Raw genomic sequence first — 15,410 nt, forward strand, 5'->3', positions numbered from 1 at the left:
CTCTCAGTCCCCGCCGGGCACCCAGCGACGTCCGTAACGGCGCGAGAGCAGTCCGCCGACCACGGTGGCCGCGCCGCACAGTGCCGCGGTCCCCGCCAGGGTCACGCCCAGCAGCACCTGGGGCGTATCGCCCGCCTGCGCGAAGAGCTGTGACAGGAGCGTCGCGATCAGCCCGGCGAAGAGGATGCTCAGCACGGCCGCGCAGGCCATCGGCGCACCCATCCCCCACCAGGCGAGCCGCACATGGAAGCGCACCCCCGCCGTGTAGCCGGCCAGCGGGCCCAGGTCCTCGGCGCGGTCCAGGAAGCCGTGCAGCAGTCCGGCGAGACCGGTGAGGACCAGCAGGGACAGCCCGATCGAGCCGGTCAGCAGCACCCAGTCCACAGTCCGGGCCCGGATCGCCGAACCCGTCACATACGCCTCCCCGGGGGTTGCCACGGAGACGGGGCCGAAGGCGGCACGCGCCGCGCGTTCCACACGGTCCTCGTGCGGGTCCGTCATCAGTACGGCGAACTGCCCGGTGCTCGTGAGCAGTTCGGGGACGTCCGGGGTGGCCAGGAGCCGCGGGTCACCATTGGTCATCCAGCGCAGCGCTTCGGTGCGCGGCGTCCCCCTGGCGAAGACGTCCTCCAGGGCACGCGCCGTATCACGCGGACAGGTGCGCAGCGCCCCGAGCCGGGCGAACGTCGCGCACGGAGCCTCGACCACGAGCTGCCCGCCCTCGCCCTCGCCGACGCGCAGCAGCAGGTCGCCCGGGTCCAGTCCGGCCGTGAAACGCAGGCCCGCGGCGCGGCTCTGCTCGGCGGTGTCCACCTGCAGCATCCGTCCGTCGAGTCGCTGACCGAGCGCGGTGGCAGCCCGTGCCTCGGCCGTCATGTCGGTGACCGCGACCTGGGCCTGCGCGAGCAGACCGAGCAGGACGGCGAGTGAGGCGGCTGCCCTGGTCACCACGCCGGGGTGGGCGGCGGCCCATCGCCCACCGATCAGACGGGCGGGGTTGTCGCGTCCGCGTCCGGTGAGCCGGCTGGAGAGCCGGACGGCTGCCCGGCCCAGGAGCGGGGGCAGCCCGGCGAGCGCGAGCAAGGTGCCGAGGACGAAGAGCCGGTAGCCGGACGCCCCCGAGACCAGCGCACCCCACAGCATGAGCAGCCCGCCGGCCCCGGACAGCCACCCGGGCCAGAGGGCGGCACGGTCTGTGAGCGGCCGCGGACGGTTCCCGCCGGTTCCGCGCGGCCGTAGATGCAAACCCGCGAAGAGAGCGCACAGCGCCACCCAGACCACCGGTACCAGGAGCAGGAACCTGATCAGAACCGGTCGGAGGTCATCCGCGGCGATCCAGTAGTCGGTGATCGGCAGCCGCGTGTCGACGAAGACCAGGGCGGTCAGTGGCAGAGCGGCAGCCGCAGCGCCGAGCGCGAGCGGCCGGGCGCACTCGCCGACGCTGATGCGTGCCCGTACGGAGCGGCCGGCCCCCAGGGCGTGGAGGGCCGCCAGCCGCCGGTCCCGCCGTTTGGCGTCCAGCCGGGACGCGGTGACCAGCAGTACGGCGACGGGGAGCACGAGGAACGGGCTGATCAGCCAGTACAGATCGCTCTCGGAGCGAGCGCCGCCCTGGCTCGAGAAGTACTCCGGCGCGCCCTGCGGGGACCCGAAACCGGGAATGGAGTGGGCGCCGAAATCGCCGAGCCGTATTCCCTCGGGGGCCCGTGCGTAGACGAGCAGTTCGCCGGGGTCGGCGAGCCCGGCCGCGGAGATCTTCCCTCCGTACGCTCCGTAACGTGTGGTGGCCTGGGGCATCACCTCCAGCAGCGCGGGCGAGACGAACGCCTCGCCGGGGGCGGGCCAGCGCGGAAGGCCGGGCGGCAGGGGCGCGTCGGCGACGACCGGTTCGATGTACACCACGGAGAACCCGCGCTGCCGCCGGCTGTCCTGGCTCTCCAGCCAGCGCAGGGCGGGCTCGCTGCCCGGGTCGGTCAGGACCGGCATCCGTGCGGCACCCCTGGCGTCCCGGGCGTCGTACACGGCGTGGACCGTCAGCATCGACCAGACCAGCAGCACGGTCGCCGCGGCGGCCAGGGCCAGGCAGGCGCTCTGGAGCAGCGCCCGGGGATCTCCGGGCGCGTGCGCGGTACGCCTGCCGATCGCCAGCAGCTGCGCGGTGGCGCCCCGGCGCGAGCGGCTCATGACCCGGCCGGTCCGGTCATGTCCGGGCAGGGCTCTTCGCTCAGGATGCCGCCGGAGAGCCGGAGCCGCAGGTCGGCACGGGCCGCCACCACGGGGTTGTGGGTGACGACCACCAGCGTGCACTGCCGGGCCGCGGGCAGCGCGAAGAGCAGGTCGCAGACCTCGTCGGTGGCCTCCTCGTCGAGCGCGCCGGTGGGTTCGTCCGCCAGGATCACCGGCGGCCGGGTGGACAGCGCACGGGCCACGGCGACCCGCTGGCGTTCACCTCCGGAGAGGGACCCGGCAGGCGAGTCGGCGACGGCGCCGACACCCAGCTCGTCCAGCAGCCGTTCAGCTGCCGGGTACGCCTCCTTACGGGCGCCGCCACCGATCAGCAGCGGCAGCGCCACGTTCTCCACCGCGGAGAGTTCCGGCAGCAGTTCGCCGAACTGGTAGACGAACCCGATCGTGGCCAGACGCCACGCTGCGGCTTTCGAGGGCCGCAGGGCGAGGACATCGGTTCCGCACACCTCGACGCTTCCGGCGGTCGGCCTTCGCAGCCCGGCGAGGCAGGCGAGCAGCGTGCTCTTCCCGCTGCCGCTGGGCCCGGTCACGGCGACCGACTGCCCGGCCACGGCGGTCAGCGCCGCCGAGGCCAGCAGGGTGCGACCGCCCAGTTCGCAGGTCAGGCCGGAGACGTCCACGGTGCTTTGGGCCATGGCTCAGTAGTGCGTCTTCCAGGAGGAACAGGCATCAGGGAGCGCGGTGATGTTCTCGCACGCGCGGATCTTCCATACGAGGTTGCCGCTGGATCCGGAGGACGTACAGGTCCCGAATCCCCTTGTCTCCTCGACACGGCGGTAGTCGGAGTCGATCGACCGGTAGTAGTTGGTGTAGACGCTGGATCCGTCGATCTCCCGGTCGCAGACACCGACCGCCTCGTGGTCACTCTTGATGTAGGCGTAGTCATCGCCCTGGTAGGTGTAGACGGTGCTGCCGAGCGCGCTGTTCGCGCCCAGCAACGCGGTGGTCACCCCGATGAGGGCCGCACCGATTCGCATGGTTCTCCGACGCATGTCGAGCCTCCGGAAGACAGCAGGAGAGGAGGACCCACGGAATGCGGGTGCCCGTACGGTGTTGCGGATGTGAACGTATGGTCCCTGTGGGGTGAATAGAGAGTGTGTGCGAAGGGTTCGGCCGGAAGCCGTTCAACCGCGACCTGATCCCGACTGCTCGCCCGTCGGGCCCTGTTGCGGGAAGGTGGAGGCATGGGCGGACACCCGGACCGGTACGCGGCCCACGGCGCCGAGGGGCGGAGGGCCATGGTGCGCGCCGTTCTCGCCGGCGGCGGCCTGCGCGACCCAGCCTGGCGGGCGGCCTTCGAGGAGGTGCCTCGCCATCTGTTCGTGCCCTGCTACTTCGTGGGCCCGGCCGGCCGGGAGGAGCGGCTGTGGTGCGAGGACCCCGATGCCGGCCGGCGCGCGCGCTGGCTGCGCGGGGCGTACGCGGACGAGCCGCTGGCCACCCGTATCAAGGACGGCACGCTCGTCTCGTCCAGCAGCAGACCGTCGCTGATGGGCCGGATGCTGGAAGCACTCGACGTGCGCGACGGGCACACGGTCCTGGAGATCGGCGCGGGCACCGGCTACAACGCGGCGCTGCTCGCCCACCGTCTCGGGGACGCGGCGGTGACCACGGTCGAGCTCGATCCGGAGATCACGGAGTCGGCCCGCCGTCATCTGGCGGCGGCCGGCCGCCGCCCGGCGGTGGTCACCGGCGACGGGGCCCGGGGCTGCCCCGAACGGGGCCCGTACGACCGGATCATCGCGACCTGCGCACTACCGTCCGTTCCCGGCACGTGGCTCGGGCAGTGCCGGCCGGGCGCGCGCATCCTCGCCCCCCTCGCCGACGGACTGGTCGCGCTCGACGTACGGGAGACGGCGCACGGCCCGCGCGCGGAGGGGCGGTTCCTGGACACGCCCGCGTACTTCGTGCCGCTGCGCGGAGCGCTGCCGCTGCCCGCTCAGCTCCAGCACCTCGGCGGTCTGCCGGGGCGCATCGTCGAGAACGATCTGTTCCGCTTCCTGCTGACGCTGACCGTCGGCGTACTCGATCCGCGCGAGGCCCTCTCCCTCTGGCAGCGCGAAGGGCACCCCCGGAGGGAGAGGTACGGCATCACGGTCGAGCAGGGCCGGCAGTGGGCCTGGCTCGACGACCCGGCGGGCCCGTACGCCTGGTCCACCCCCGGCGACGTCAGCCGCGGCGGAGCGTGATGGTCGTCCAGGCTCCGACGTGCACCTGGTCGCCGTCCTGGAGCGGGACGGGGACATAGGGCTGGATCGGGTCCTCGGCGGTGTTGAGCGTGGTGCCGTTGGTGGAGTTCTGGTCGACCACGGCCCAGCTGCCGTCGGGCTGCTGCACCAGCACCGCGTGCTGGTGCGAGACGCCGGGGTCCTCCGGCGGCACGGACAGATCGATGTCGGGGGACTCGCCCGTGCTCTGCCGGCGGCGCCCGATGGTGATCTGGCTGCCGGTCAGCGGGAGGTGCTGCTCCGGGGAGTACGCGGGCAGGTTGAGCCCGGTCGCCTCGGGGCCGCTGCGCTGCATCATCGCGAGGAAGTACTCGCGGTCCGGAGCGATGACGGCCGTCCAGCTCGTCGACTGCGGGCCGTGGTTCTGCCCGAGGTCCTGTCCGTGGTCGGGCGTGTGGCCCCGGCCGGGGCCGTGCCCCTGGTCGTGGCCGTGGTTCTGACCGTGGTTCTGGCCCTGCCCCGGCCCCTGACCCGGCCCCTGGCCCTGGCCGGGGAAGGGCTGGTGCGGCTGCTGATGGAATCCCTGCGGCGGCTGCGGGGAGGACGGCTGGGGTGCGGGCGGCCGCGGAGCCATGCCCTGCGAGGGCGGCGGCAGCAGCCAGTCGTCGCCGCCGGTCTGCGGAGCCTGCGGTTGCTGCGGGGGAGCGGGCGGCGCGGACTGCTGCTGGAATCCCTGCGGCGCCTGCTGGTGCGGCTGCTGCTGGAACGGCGGGGGCGGCGGGCCCTGCTGGAACGACGGCGGAGGCGGCGGACCGGGATGGCCGCCCTGCTCGGAGGAGAGCGGCTCCGCCGGCCGGTTCATCTGCGAGGGCCGCGAGCTCTGGTACTCGAACGGTTCCCGTTGCTGCTGCTGCGGCGGCGGGGGCGGCGGTCCCTGCTGGGCCTGGAAGCCGGGCGGCAGGTTGAGCCCGGGCACCGGAGCGAGGGGTCCGCCCGGAACGCCCTGAGGGGCGAGCGGGGTGTACGAGGTCGCCGTGTTCGTGAGGAAGTTCCAGCGGCACTCCTCGCAGAAGGGCGCCATCGCCTCACGCGGGGTGCGGCACTGCGGGCAGAGCTCGGCGCGGGCGGGCGGCTCACCGGGGCCGGGGCCCTGCGGGTAGCCGTAGCCGGGCGCGGGCGGCGGGGGAGGCGGCGGGGGAACGGCGCCCGCAGGCGCGCCCGCCCCGGCCATGCGGTGTCCGCAGACCTCGCACCAGTCCTCGGAACCCGACTGGTGTCCGTTCGGGCAGGTCGGCATGTCGGCGCTTCCCCCTCTCCTCGTCCGGCCCGGGGGCCGTCATGCTCGTTCGGTTGCCGGTGCTTGCCGCGTCGCTACTTCTTGACACGAACGGTCTTGGTGGAGCGCGTTTCGAGCGTCATCTCGTCCGCCTCCGCGACCTTTGCCTTCAGTCGCACAGTACCGGTCGCCGCATCGACGACGTCGACCACCTTCGAAAGCAGTTTCGCAGTGTCCTCGTTCCCGGACGCCGACGCCAGCTGCACCGCTCGGCCGAGCTTCGCGGTCGCGCCGTCGAAGTCCCCCGACTTGCGGGCGTCGAGTCCCTGCTGAATGACGTGCGCCAGTTCCGCCTGACCCGTGTAGTGCGCGACCTGCGGATTGATCGAGGTGGACGCCACGACGTCGTCCGTCCAGACCGCTCGCACGAGACCCTGCGAGAGGGTCCGCGGAGCGCCGCCGGAGGGATCGGGAAGGATCAGCGAGACCCGGGCCGCCAGCATCTCCTGGCCGATCCCGGCCTCCGGGACCAGCACGCACACGTGGTAGTCGCGGGACTCGTCGCCCCAGGATCCGGTCGGATAGTCCCCCGCGCGCGGACCCGCTTCGGTGCGGCGTCCGGTGAGGTCGGCGACGGTCGGCGCGACCTGCTTGACGAACCTGATCTCGACCCCGACGGGCGTCCAGAGCCGCAGCGCCACGTCCGCGACCTCCTTGCCCATCGCGTTCTCCATCATCTGCGTGAAGTCCGCCGCCAGCCCTGCCGGGTCGGCCACGATGTCGGCCGTACCGAGCAGCGCGGAGGCGATCGCTGTGACCTCTTTCACCTCCCAGTCGGTGCCCACACCACGCGCGTCACAGGTGAAACGGCCGGTGCAGGAGTCCAGCGCCGCCCGCAGATCCTCCGGGGACTCGTGCTCGTTGCGGCCGTCCGTCAGCAGGATGCCGTGCCGGATGTCCACATCGGCGCCGCCGAGCAGCCGGTCCGTGAGCCGGAGCCAGGTGCCGATGGCCGTACCGCCGCCGGCGCTCAGCCGGCGTAGCGCGTCCTTGGCCTGGGCCTTGGTCTGCGGATCGGCCGTGGCGAGGCGGCCGCCGCCCGGATAGACGTCCTTCGCCACGTGCGTACCCGCGACGACCGCGAACAGTGTGCCGTCGCGCAGGGTGTCCACGGCGGCGGCCGTCGCGTCCCGGGCGTTGCGCATCTTCGTCGGCGGGTAGTCCATCGAGCCCGAGCAGTCGACCATGAGCACCACGGCGGCGTTCGCGGCCTGCCCGGGGAGGTGCGAGGGCGTCGGGGACGCGCCGGTCAGCGGCACTCCGCCGGTCGTGCCGCCGCCCGTCGACGTGACGGTGACGATGCCGTTGACCTCTCGGCCGCCCTCGGGCAGATATTCGTTCTGGTACACCTCGACGGCGAACCCCGGCACGTTCGACTTGGCGAAGTTGGCCATCTGATCGGCTCCTTGAGGCTCCATGTAGGTCGGATCAGGTCGTGCGGGACGGGTCTCAGGCGGTGTTCCACGGAGTTGCTGCCCCCGGGGGCAGCACGACGAACGGCAGCAGAGCCACTGTTACGTTGTCGTGCCCCCCGCCGTCGAGCGCGTGACCGACCAGCATCTGGGCGCCGTGCAGCGGCCGTTGGTGCGCGTCCACCGGTACGGCCGCGGCCATCTCCACCGCGGATTCGGCGTAGTTCCACAGACCGTCGGTGCACACCACGACCAGGCCGGGGCGGTCCGGCTTGAACGAGGCGGTGTGCGGCTCCAGATCATAGGCGTCGGCGCCGAGCCAGCCCGTGATGGCGTGGGCGCGCGCGTCCGCGTACGCCTCCGTCTCGCTCATCAGGCCCGCCGACACCATCTGGGCCGCCCAGGAGTCGTCCTCGGTGAGCCGGGCGGGCGCGATGGCGCGGTCGTCCGGCACCCAGTAGACCCGGCTGTCGCCCACCCAGCCGACGATCAGCAGGCCCCCGGCCATGATCGCGCCGACCAGGGTGCACGCCGGGGCGTTCTGATGGCGGTGCTGATCGTGCTCCATCGCCCCGCCCGGCTCCTCGGCCAGTGCGTTGACCGCCTCGGACGCGGCGATGATCGCCTCGTGCATCGCCTGCTGCGGATGCGTACCGCGCGGCAGGGAACCCAGCAGCGCCTCGTTGGCGGTACTCGCGGCGGCGGCCGACGCCTCGTCCGGGCGGCTCGCCGAGGAGACACCGTCGCAGACGATCGCGACGACGGCCGGGGAGCCGTCCGGCAGGGCGGTGGAGGACACGGCGAAGGCGTCCTCGTTGCGGTGGTGGCGCAGGCCCCGGTCGCTGACCGCGGCCACCGCGCCGAGCTCCTGCTCCATGTGATCGCGCTCGCGGGGCTGGGCGTGACCGCAGTTCTCGCAGTAGCCGTCGGGGTCCACCTGGCCCGAACGGCAGGCCACACAGACCCTGCCGCCGGCCGCCGGATGAGCGGTGTGCCCGGCGGTACGCGGATCGGGTACGGGCACCCCGGGCGCCGCGAGTTCGAAGTCGTCCGAGCGCGGCGCCCCGCCGGGCTCGTCGTGGCGGACCGGGGGTTTGGTGCCGGGCAGCGCCGAGCCGCCGGAGTCCCTGCCCGGCAGATCGGCCGCGCGGTGGACCGGGGCGGGCGGGTCGGAGCTGTCCACCTCGGAGGCGGCCGACCACTCGACCGAAGTGGCGCCCGCGCCGGGCTCACCCGCGGCCGGTGCCGGTACGGCGATCGCGATGGTCGGCCGGTCGTCCGGCAGGGCGGGCACGGCCGACAGGTCGTACCCGCACGCCCCGCAGAACAGGTCGCCCGTCTCCAGCGGTTCCTCGCAGCCGGGGCAGTTGGTCAAGGAGGTCTGCTGGTGGATCTGTGACATCTTCACACCCACGTCCGGGGGCGGAAACGGTTGGCCCGCTCCACCAGTTCGATCCGCTCGTCGCCACGCTGTGCGAGCCGGGCGAGTATCCGGTACGAGCGCTCCAGACCGAATCTGAGGCCGCGCTCGTCCAGTTCGCAGCCCAGCAGCGTCCTCGGGCCCGAAGACGCGTGCTGCGACGGGACCGGTGAGGGTGCCGCCGGACTCCCGGAGAGTACCCAGTCGAGCGCGGTACCCAGAACCTCGGTCGACAACCGCTCACGCCGTACCGCGTCCAGACCGAAGCCCGCCAGCCCCGTCACCTGCGAAGCCGCCGCCGACAGGTCGCCCAGGAGCGGCTCCTGCGGGGCACGCTCACGCAGCCGTGCCCGTACGGCCGCCACCCGGGCCGCCGTGTAGTGGATCGACGACTCGGGGACGGACTCCAGGGTGCGTACGGCCCCGGCCCGGTCCCCGGCGGCGATCTGAACCCGGGCCAGGCCGAACGCCGCGCTCACGAAGCTCGGGTCGGTCATCCACACCAGCCGGTAGTACTCGGCGGCGTTGTCCAGCTGGCCCAGCACCTCCGCGCAGATGCCCAGGGCCAGCTTGGGGGCCGGTTCGCCGGGGAACGCGTCGTAGACCGCGTCGAAGGACAGTGCCGCGTTCTCGTTGTCCCCGGTCACCAGCGAGGTGACCCCGCGGCACCAGACCACGCGCCAGTCGTCCGGGTGCTCGCTCTCCAGGCGGGACAGGGCCTGTACGCCGGCGTCGAGATCGCTCATCTCCAGCCGTGCGCGCAGCTCCCGCAGCCGTGTCTCCAGCGAGGCCGCGGGTACGGCCTGGAGCGCGGCGATCAGTTCGTTGGGCGCGGAAGCCATCACCCCGGCGAGGAAGCCGGCGTTCGGGTCGTTCGCGTCGACCCGGGGGACCGGCAGCGCCAGCGAGGTGGCGCGCGCGTCGAGCCCCGCGAGCCGTGGCCCACCGCCGGTGTGCGCCCCGGGCGGCGTGCCCGGTCCGGGGGCCACGGTACGGGGAGCGGGAATCGCGGTGTGCGTCGGCGCGTGGGCGAGCGCCGTACCGGCGCCGCCCGTGACGCCGCTGCCCCGGACATGTGTGGCGGGAGCGGACAGCGGAGCGGCACCCGGGGCGCCGAACGCGGCGGGGGCGCCCGCAGGCGGACCGCCTGCGGCCGCCACCGGAGGCACACCGGCCACGGTCACCGGGGCCGCCGCCGAAGTCCGCGGCGCGACGGTGGACGCCGCCCCCCGCTTGCGCCGGCCACGGGCACCGGCCGTCGTGTCCCGGCCACCGAGCCGCGACACATCACCGGTCAGCTCGGCGAACAACTCGGTGTCCGTCACCCGCAGTTCCGTACCGAACAGCGTCGAGAGCGCCGGACGCGGCCGCCCCGTCTGCAGGGCCACCACCTCGCGGAGCACCCCGGTCAGCTGCTCGGCCATCTCCGTCGCCGAGGCGAACCGCCGCGCCGGGTCCGGGTCGGTGGCCCGCACGAGAAGCCGGTAGAACGACTCGTACCGCCGGAACACCTCGATGTTGTCCGGGTCGGGCAACGAGTCCACGAACACGTTCGTATAGCCCTGGAAGTCGAACGTGAGCACCGCCAGCGTCCGCGCGACCGTGTACAGGTCGGAGGCGATGGACGGGCCGACCTCCGCCACCTCCGGCGCCTGGTAGCCCACCGTGCCGTAGATGGCCGACTCCTCGTCGTCCATCCTGCGCACCGCGCCCATGTCGATCAGCTTGAGCTGGTCCTCGGTCTGGATCGCGTTGTCGACCTTGAAGTCGCAGTACAGGAGGTTGCGGCTGTGCAGATGACCGAGCGCCTCCAGCGCCTCGATGCCGTACGCGCACGCCTGCTCGACCGGCAGCGGGTCACGCTTCCCGGCCGTGGTGCGGCGCTCGTTGGCGATCTCCTTGAGCGCCTTGCCGCCCACGTACTCCATGACGATGTAGCCGTCGAGCGAGCCGGTCCGCTGGTCGAGGTGCTCGACGAAGTTGTAGATGCGGACGATGTTGGAGTGCTCGATCTCCGCGAGGAAGCGCCGCTCGGAGATGGCCGCGGCCATCGCGTCCTGGTCACCGGTGTCCAGGAGGCCCTTGAGCACCACCCACCGGTCCGAGACGGCACGGTCCACCGCGAGGTAGACCCAGCCGAGCCCGCCGTGCGCGAGACAGCCCGCCACCTCGTACTGTCCGTGCACGATGTCGCCGCCGCGCAGCTTCGGTACGAAGGAGTACGGGTGGCCGCACTTGGTGCAGAAGCCCTCGGTGCGTCCCGGCCGCTCGCCGCGGGCCCGGCCCACCGGTGCACCGCAGTCGGAACGTGAACAGAACCGCTTGCGCTCCGGGACCTCGGGCTTCTCCATGACGGCGGTCCGGGGGTCGGGTCGCGGTACGTCGGGCACGAGTACGAGTCCCGCGCCCAGCCGGCCCCGGCTCGACGAACTGGTCGACGAACCCGAGGAGCGCACCGACACCGACCGGGCCGTCGCGCTGCCCGAAAGCGAACGGGACAGCCGCCCGGAGACCGACCGCCGTGACGTGGACGACCTCGACGACGACCTCGACGAGGCCCGCGAACCCGACCGCTGCGAGGTGCTGTTGCTGCCCCGGCTGCCGCCCCTGCCACCGCCCGCGATCCCGGTCGGCGGTGAACCGACCATCCCCGTCGGGGAGACGACCGGAGCCAGGCCACAGGTGTCGCAGTACAGTTCACCGCCGCCCATGTCCTCGTAATCGCCCTCGCACGCGGGGCGCTGGCACTGCGTACTCATGGTGTCTCCCCCTGTTCGCCCCGCCGCCGCGGCGGCCCCGTCCCTGACTTTCCCGCCGGACCTCTGCTCATGTGCGGCCCTGTCCGCCCGGCCGGTCCTGCGGTCCCGACGACCGTTGGGGGGCCAGCAGTTCCGCGGCGGTCTGCTGGAAGCGCAGCACCGCCTGCTCGGCGACCCGCAGATCGCACGGCGCGCTCCACAGCATCCGGCGGGCCGCGTCGTAGCGCTCGATGAGCAGCGGGTCCTCCGCCAGGCCGTGCCTGGCCACCTTCGCCTTGTACGCGTCCAGCCTGCCGCGCAGTTCCGCCCGGACCGCGAGCGGCGCGGTCACGGACGTCAACGACTCCCGGGCCCGCAGCAGTTCGTCCTCCGCCTCCCGCTCCAGAGTCTCCAGGAGCGGGGAGAGCCGGTGCCACTGCGCATGCCTGCGGTAGTCGGACGCGGCGGCCAGCCGTTCCTGCAGGGCGGTCGGCGGGCCGCTGACCGCCGGCACCTCGGAGGCGGCGATCTTCGCCAGCACCTCGCCGCGCGCCGACCGGGCCTCGGCGAGCGTGCGGTCGGCCCGGGAGAGCACGTCACGCAGATGGACCAGACGCTGTTCCGCGTCCTGCCGCACCGCGAGCACCGCCTCGATCTCCCGCCGTACGTCCTCCAGGGCGCGGGCCGCCCGGTCGTACCGCGTGGTGTCCGGACGGCCACCGCCGGGCGCCGCGCTGCCGGGACCCGGCAGCCAGAACGCCAGGGGGTCGGAGATCACCTGCACCCGCAGCGTCGACAGCTCCTGGGTGATCGACTCCAGGTCGTCGCCGGCCGGATGCTCACCCGGCCGCACCCCGACGGAGTGTGCCAGCGAGGCCGTACGGCGCAGTTCGGCGGCTAGCAGGTCGATCCGGGCGGGCAGCGCGGACCAGACGGAGTCGGAGGCGACGACCATGTCCAGCGCCCCGGCGTACAGCTCGTTCATCCGGGCGACCAGCTCCTCCAGCGAGAACTGCTCGCAGAGCACGGCGGGACCGGTGATCGAAGAGGTGTGCCCGGCCGCCGTGCCGGCCACGGTGACGCTCGGGCCGCGCAGCAGGTCGGTCAGGGCCATCAGGTCGTCCCGGTTGGGATGGCGCCTGCGCGCCCGTACCGCGCGTGCCTCGGTGAGCGCCGCCGCGTAGGCGTCGAAGTACTCCCACAGCAGCGTGATCGACTGCTCGGTGGCGGCCCAGCGGTCCTTGGTGACGCCCGTCAGACCGGCGCCCTCCAGGAGCCGGCGGCCCGCATGGTCCTGCAGGGCGAGGAGTGAGGTCTCGATGGCCTCGTGCTCCGCACCGAGCCGGGCCAGCGCACGGTCCGCCTCGTCCCGGTCCAGGACCGGGCCGGGGGGCCTCCCCGCGAAGCCGGGGAAGGAACCCGCCACGCCCATCGATCACCTCTCCGCTCTTGCCGTCCGGCCCATGGGCCGCAGGGGTCAGTTGCTCAGGTACTTGGGCGCCGGCGGCGCCGTGATCCCTGGCAGGCCGGTGGCCAGCCAGTCGCGGTACGACACCATCCAGGGGCTGTCGTTCCCGCCCTTGCGGTAGTCGACCAGCACCTGGTTGACGCGGGCCACCAGGTCGTCCGCGCCCTTCTTCGCCGCCACGCCGTAGTACTCCGTGGTGAACGGCTTGTCGCCCTTGAGGGCGATCGCCGGGTCCTGGGCCGCCTGACCGGCCGCGAGCGCGTTGTCGGTGACGATCGCGTCCACCTCGCCGAGCTGGAGCCGGACCAGACAGTCCAGCTGGTTGGGCACGGTCAGCTGGTCCTTGTCCTGCTCGGTGCCGTCGCCCTCGTCCTTGAAGACCGCGCCGAACGACTGCTTCTCCAGGGCCTCGTAGGCCGTGGAGCCCTCGGCCGTGCAGACCCGCTTGCCGTCGAGCGACGTGTCGTACCCGGTGATCGCGGAGTCCTTCGGGGCCAGCACCTGCTGCCCGGCCTGGAAGTAGGCCGTGGAGAACGAGACCTGCTCCAAACGCTTGCAGTTGATCGTCATCGTCCGTACGACGACGTCGACCCGGTCGTTCTCCAGCGCCGCGATCCGCTGGTTGGTGGGTATCGCACGGAAGATCACCGCGTCCCGGTCACCCAGGATGTCCTGCGCGATGGCCCGCACGAGATCGATGTCGAAGCCTTCGAGCTCGCGGTTCTCCGGATTGCGGTAGCCCCACCGGAAGCTGTTCTGGTCGACACCGGCGATCAGCTTGCCGCGCGCCTTGATCCTGTCGATGCTCGGGCCGTCGTCTCTGGAGGGCGGAAGGCTCGCCTCGGGGTCCGTGCACTCGTCGGCGCGCGCCTGCACCGCCGAGGTCGCGCCCTGGCTCACCGTCTTCGTACCGAAGGAGCCGTCCCCGCTGTGGGCCAGCGGCAGCAGCGTGAGCGAGGCGGTGATCGCGCACGCCACCGCCATGCCCGTCACACCGCCCCAGCCGCGCAGCCCGCCGCGACCGGACCCGTCTCGTTCCCTGGTCATCGCTCCCCCTCTCACCGGTACTCCGAGAGCCTGCGGTTGACCCCGACGACGGCCGCCGCCGCGCCCAGCAGGCCCAGCGCCCCGGCACCTATGGGAAGCCCGCCCAGCGCCCCGCGCCCGTCCTTGGCGGCGTCGGTGAACTCGCCCTGCTCGTACGCGAGCGCCTTGCGCAGCGCCGCGTCCACCTGCTCGAAGGACGTGCCCGTGGATTCCTCCGGGCCGATGATCTGCTTCAGCGCACCGTCGTAGTCGCCCTGGTCGTCGGTCGTGCGGGCCTTGCGGTGGCGTTCCTGCCACTCGGTCACGTTCTTGATGGCATCGACCACCGGCCCGCTCCCCTGGGTGCCTTCGGCGAGCTTCTCGGCGCTCTTCAGCTGTGCACCGAGAGCCTTCATGCCCGTGGTGTAGTCGGTCTCGTACTTGTCGTTCCTGCCGTCCGCGGTCAGCACCGCGCCACGGGCCACCAGCGTGAGGTTCTCGTTGGCTCGTGCCTTCAGCGAATTGATCCGCGCGTTGTTGAGGACATCGAGTGACTCCTGCCCGTGAACCATCGCCGCACGCAGTTCGGCTCGCGCCACCGTGTGTCCCACGGCCAGCCAGAGCAGCACGACGGTGGACGCGGCGGTCGCCGCGAGCAGCCCGTGGTTCAAGACCCGGTTCGTCCTGCGGTAGTTGCGGAGCTGCGTCCACACCAGCGCGGCCAGCACCACCAGTCCGGCGCCGAGCGAGAGGTACGGCCACTGCCGGGCATCGGCCGAGTCCTCGCCGAGCCGGCCCGTCTCCGCCTTGTACAGCCGCTCCGCCGCGGGCAGCAGCTCGTACGTCATCTTCTGGTTGGCGTACCGGAGATAGGCGCCGCCGAGCGGCAGCCCCTGTCGGTTGTTCGCACGGGCCCGCTCGATCAGGCCCGTGTACACGGGCAGCATCTCGGCGAGGGTGGTGATCTCCCGGCCGGACGAGGACGAGGCGTCCGTGCTCGCGGCCGCCCTCACGAGCAGCCGGGAGGCCTCACCGATGTCCTTCTCGTACTGCTCGTGCACGTCCCTGGGCTCCTGCGCACCCGCCAGGAAGCCGCTGGCAGCCATCGTGTCCGCGTCGGCGAGCGAGCGGTAGATACGCGCCGCGTCCGCGCTCAGCGGCTGGCTCCGGTTCACCACGTCGTCGGCGGCGCCGGACCTGGCGGAGATCTCCAGAGCCGTCACGGCCCCGAACGTCACCACCAGCAGGGCCAGTACGGCCCCGATGATCTGCAGGCGGCCGGGCTCGGTCGTCGCCACGGCCCGCAGCCGCTCGGCCGGCCCGGACCAGGCGCCCCGGCGCTGCGCGGGCACGGACGTGGCCGGGCGCGCGGGCGCGCGCTCCCGTGGCGAGCCGCCGTTCGGCGGGTATGTCACTTGACCTCCCCCTCGGTCACTGACTGCGGCACGGCCCCCCGGCCGCGCGGGGGACTGGTACCCGGCCAGCAGTATGGCCGAGGGACCGACATCCACACCAGGAACGCCCGGATCTCGTCGAAACGTCCGCCCCGAAGCCGTCGGCCTCCCCACTCCATGAACACGTACGGGACGGGTGAT

The 15,410-nt window shown here is 72.7% G+C and carries 12 protein-coding genes; 2 read left to right on the top strand and 10 right to left on the bottom strand.

From position 1 onward, the window contains the following. Positions 1 to 3: 3 nt before the first annotated feature. From F0344_RS24530 to F0344_RS24540, 3 genes are read right to left on the bottom strand one after another with little or no spacing between them, the layout of a single operon-like run. Positions 4 to 2,184, bottom strand: coding sequence for a hypothetical protein (locus tag F0344_RS24530; RefSeq protein ID WP_185300833.1), 2,181 nt, complete (start codon positions 2,182 to 2,184; stop codon positions 4 to 6). Then, positions 2,181 to 2,882 carry an ABC transporter ATP-binding protein gene (locus F0344_RS24535; RefSeq protein WP_185300834.1) on the bottom strand — a complete coding sequence of 234 codons (702 nt, stop codon included), beginning with the start codon at positions 2,880 to 2,882 and terminating at the stop codon, positions 2,181 to 2,183. Before F0344_RS24535 ends, F0344_RS24530 begins: the two co-directional genes overlap by 4 nt. 3 nt (positions 2,883 to 2,885) lie before the next feature. Further along, the gene (locus tag F0344_RS24540; RefSeq protein ID WP_185300835.1) at positions 2,886 to 3,239 is read right to left on the bottom strand and encodes a hypothetical protein; all 354 of its coding nucleotides are present in this window, start codon (positions 3,237 to 3,239) and stop codon (positions 2,886 to 2,888) included. 192 nt (positions 3,240 to 3,431) lie between these two features. Here F0344_RS24540 and F0344_RS24545 point away from each other — a divergent pair, with 192 nt between their 5' ends. After that, positions 3,432 to 4,436 carry a methyltransferase domain-containing protein gene (locus F0344_RS24545; RefSeq protein WP_185300836.1) on the top strand — a complete coding sequence of 335 codons (1,005 nt, stop codon included), beginning with the start codon at positions 3,432 to 3,434 and terminating at the stop codon, positions 4,434 to 4,436. Here the strand turns inward: F0344_RS24545 and F0344_RS24550 are convergent. From F0344_RS24550 to F0344_RS24565, 4 genes are all read right to left on the bottom strand, one after another. After that, on the bottom strand, positions 4,417 to 5,712 hold the full coding sequence (locus F0344_RS24550; protein ID WP_185300837.1) for an FHA domain-containing protein: 1,296 nt from the start codon (positions 5,710 to 5,712) through the stop codon (positions 4,417 to 4,419). The genes F0344_RS24545 and F0344_RS24550 overlap by 20 nt on opposite strands. Positions 5,713 to 5,786: 74 nt before the next feature. Beyond that, positions 5,787 to 7,145: a vWA domain-containing protein gene (locus F0344_RS24555; RefSeq protein WP_185300838.1), complete on the bottom strand. Its 1,359-nt coding sequence runs from the start codon at positions 7,143 to 7,145 to the stop codon at positions 5,787 to 5,789. A 55-nt stretch (positions 7,146 to 7,200) separates the two neighbouring features. Beyond that, a complete protein-coding gene (locus F0344_RS24560) occupies positions 7,201 to 8,565 on the bottom strand; it encodes a protein phosphatase 2C domain-containing protein (RefSeq protein WP_185300839.1) in 1,365 nt (454 codons plus the stop codon). A 2-nt stretch (positions 8,566 to 8,567) separates the two neighbouring features. Beyond that, positions 8,568 to 11,039 (bottom strand): tetratricopeptide repeat protein, encoded by a 2,472-nt coding sequence (locus F0344_RS24565; RefSeq protein WP_445585684.1) that lies wholly within the window; start codon positions 11,037 to 11,039, stop codon positions 8,568 to 8,570. On the opposite strand from F0344_RS24565, the gene F0344_RS37065 reads away from it, so the two are divergent. Further along, positions 10,933 to 11,304, top strand: a complete 372-nt coding sequence (locus F0344_RS37065; RefSeq protein ID WP_445585687.1) for a hypothetical protein — start codon at positions 10,933 to 10,935, stop codon at positions 11,302 to 11,304. The genes F0344_RS24565 and F0344_RS37065 overlap by 107 nt on opposite strands. Before the next feature lie 105 nt (positions 11,305 to 11,409). Here the strand turns inward: F0344_RS37065 and F0344_RS24570 are convergent, their stop codons facing one another. The 3 genes from F0344_RS24570 to F0344_RS24580 are packed head-to-tail and all read right to left on the bottom strand — an operon-like array spanning position 11,410 to position 15,230. Beyond that, positions 11,410 to 12,753 (bottom strand): hypothetical protein, encoded by a 1,344-nt coding sequence (locus tag F0344_RS24570; protein WP_185300841.1) that lies wholly within the window; start codon positions 12,751 to 12,753, stop codon positions 11,410 to 11,412. A gap of 45 nt (positions 12,754 to 12,798) precedes the next feature. After that, positions 12,799 to 13,836 (bottom strand): glutamate ABC transporter substrate-binding protein, encoded by a 1,038-nt coding sequence (locus F0344_RS24575; RefSeq protein ID WP_185300842.1) that lies wholly within the window; start codon positions 13,834 to 13,836, stop codon positions 12,799 to 12,801. 11 nt (positions 13,837 to 13,847) lie between these two features. After that, positions 13,848 to 15,230 carry a hypothetical protein gene (locus F0344_RS24580; RefSeq protein WP_185300843.1) on the bottom strand — a complete coding sequence of 461 codons (1,383 nt, stop codon included), beginning with the start codon at positions 15,228 to 15,230 and terminating at the stop codon, positions 13,848 to 13,850. Between the last annotated feature and the right edge of the window lie 180 nt (positions 15,231 to 15,410).

This window comes from Streptomyces finlayi, from assembly GCF_014216315.1.
Taxonomy (GTDB): Bacteria; Actinomycetota; Actinomycetes; order Streptomycetales; family Streptomycetaceae; genus Streptomyces; species Streptomyces finlayi_A.

Coding starts and splice junctions, on each gene's coding strand:
- F0344_RS24530 (WP_185300833.1), bottom strand. CDS start 2,184: ATGAGCCGCTCGCGCCGGGGCGCCACCGCGCAGCTGCTGGCGATCGGC.
- F0344_RS24535 (WP_185300834.1), bottom strand. CDS start 2,882: ATGGCCCAAAGCACCGTGGACGTCTCCGGCCTGACCTGCGAACTGGGC.
- F0344_RS24540 (WP_185300835.1), bottom strand. CDS start 3,239: ATGCGTCGGAGAACCATGCGAATCGGTGCGGCCCTCATCGGGGTGACC.
- F0344_RS24545 (WP_185300836.1), top strand. CDS start 3,432: ATGGGCGGACACCCGGACCGGTACGCGGCCCACGGCGCCGAGGGGCGG.
- F0344_RS24550 (WP_185300837.1), bottom strand. CDS start 5,712: ATGCCGACCTGCCCGAACGGACACCAGTCGGGTTCCGAGGACTGGTGC.
- F0344_RS24555 (WP_185300838.1), bottom strand. CDS start 7,145: ATGGCCAACTTCGCCAAGTCGAACGTGCCGGGGTTCGCCGTCGAGGTG.
- F0344_RS24560 (WP_185300839.1), bottom strand. CDS start 8,565: ATGTCACAGATCCACCAGCAGACCTCCTTGACCAACTGCCCCGGCTGC.
- F0344_RS37065 (WP_445585687.1), top strand. CDS start 10,933: ATGACGGCGGTCCGGGGGTCGGGTCGCGGTACGTCGGGCACGAGTACG.
- F0344_RS24570 (WP_185300841.1), bottom strand. CDS start 12,753: ATGGGCGTGGCGGGTTCCTTCCCCGGCTTCGCGGGGAGGCCCCCCGGC.
- F0344_RS24575 (WP_185300842.1), bottom strand. CDS start 13,836: ATGACCAGGGAACGAGACGGGTCCGGTCGCGGCGGGCTGCGCGGCTGG.